Source organism: Ruminococcus sp. OM06-36AC (assembly GCF_003438725.1).
Lineage (GTDB): Bacteria > Bacillota > Clostridia > Oscillospirales > Ruminococcaceae > Ruminococcus_C > Ruminococcus_C callidus.
In genome coordinates this window covers 1-1434 of the sequence record NZ_QSTT01000064.1, presented here as the reverse complement: position 1 = coordinate 1434, position 1434 = coordinate 1, and the positions used below count along the sequence as shown (strand labels likewise).

Below are 1434 nucleotides of genomic sequence, written 5' to 3'. Positions count from 1 at the left end.
GTTTCCCTCATCATTCCGAAGTCGGACACGAAAACCATCGAGAAGATTCGTGCCGCTATTCAGGCTGCCTACGAGGAGGGGCAGGGCAAGTTAAAGGGCAACAGCAAGTCCGTTCCGGCACTGACATCAATCAAGACTCCGCTTCGGGATGGGGATTTGGAGCGACCAGACGATGAAGCGTATGCCAACAGTTATTTCGTCAATGCCAATTCCATCACTGCTCCGGGCATCGTGGATGCAGCCTGCCAGCCGATTATGGAACACAGCGAGATTTACAGCGGTGTCTATGGCAGAGCCAGCATCACCTTCTATGCGTTCGCTACAAAGACCTCTCGGGGCATTGCCTGCGGTTTGCAGAACGTCCAGAAGATTCGGGATGGCGAACCGTTGGGCGGTCACAGCCGTGCAGAGGACGACTTCGCAACCGTAGAAGACGAGGATTTTCTGAACTAAGATAGCTGGGCGGACAGCTAGGCGTCATGCTTGGGTGGGTAATTGAGATATGAAAAAATTGATGATTGATTTAGAAACCAAAAGCGACATCGACATTGCCAAATCAGGTGTGTATCGTTATGCAGATTCCCCATATTTTGATATTCTGCTTTTTGCGTATTCCGTGGACGATGCCCCGGTGCAAGTGGTTGACCTCGCCTGTGGCGAACAGCTGCCGGAAGAAATCCTCAACGCTCTGACGGATGACCGCATCCAGAAACACGCTTTCAACGCCAGCTTTGAACGGGTCTGCCTGTCGGTCTGGCTGCGGCGAAACTATCCGGAATGCTTCATTTCCTATGGATTGCCGGAGGATGCCTGCGGCAACTACCTCAGCCCGAAAGCATGGCGGTGTACGATGGTGGCGGCTGCCTATCTGGGCTTGCCGCTGAGCCTTGCCGGCGTGGGGGCAGTGCTACAGTTACAGCAACAAAAAATGTCCGAGGGGAAAGCCCTGATTCGCTATTTCTGCGTACCATATGACACGGTGAACGGCGTTCCACAATTTCATACGCCTGCCGATTCTCCGGAGAAATGGAACGTCTTTCGGGCATACAACAAACGGGATGTGGAAACGGAACAAGCGATTGAACAAAAAATTGCTCGGTTCCCTGTGCAGGAATTTGTCTGGCAGGAGTATGCCCTTGACCAGTCCATCAACGATCGAGGAATACAACTGGATTTGCAGCTGGTGCAGCAAGCAATTCGTATGGACACATTGACAAAGGACAAGCTATTGCATCTACTGAAAAATCTGACCGACTTGGACAATCCGAACTCTGTTCAGCAAATGAAACAATGGCTGGCGGAACATGGACTGGAGTTAGAATCGTTGGGAAAAAAAGAAGTACAGGAACAATTGAAAACCGCTCCGCCGGACTTGCGAGATGTGTTGTTACTGCGACAACAAGTATCAAAATCCTCGGTCAAAAAGTATCAAGC

General features: G+C 51.0%; 1 protein-coding gene and 1 pseudogene. Both read left to right on the top strand.

What is annotated here, in order from left to right; translation table 11 throughout:
- Positions 1-453, top strand: a 453-nt coding sequence (locus DXB92_RS13150) for a DUF2815 family protein (protein WP_117734222.1), incomplete at its 5' end; no start/stop codon positions are given.
- A 49-nt stretch (positions 454-502) separates the two neighbouring features.
- Positions 503-1434, top strand: a pseudogene (locus DXB92_RS13145) (hypothetical protein); the annotation flags it as partial.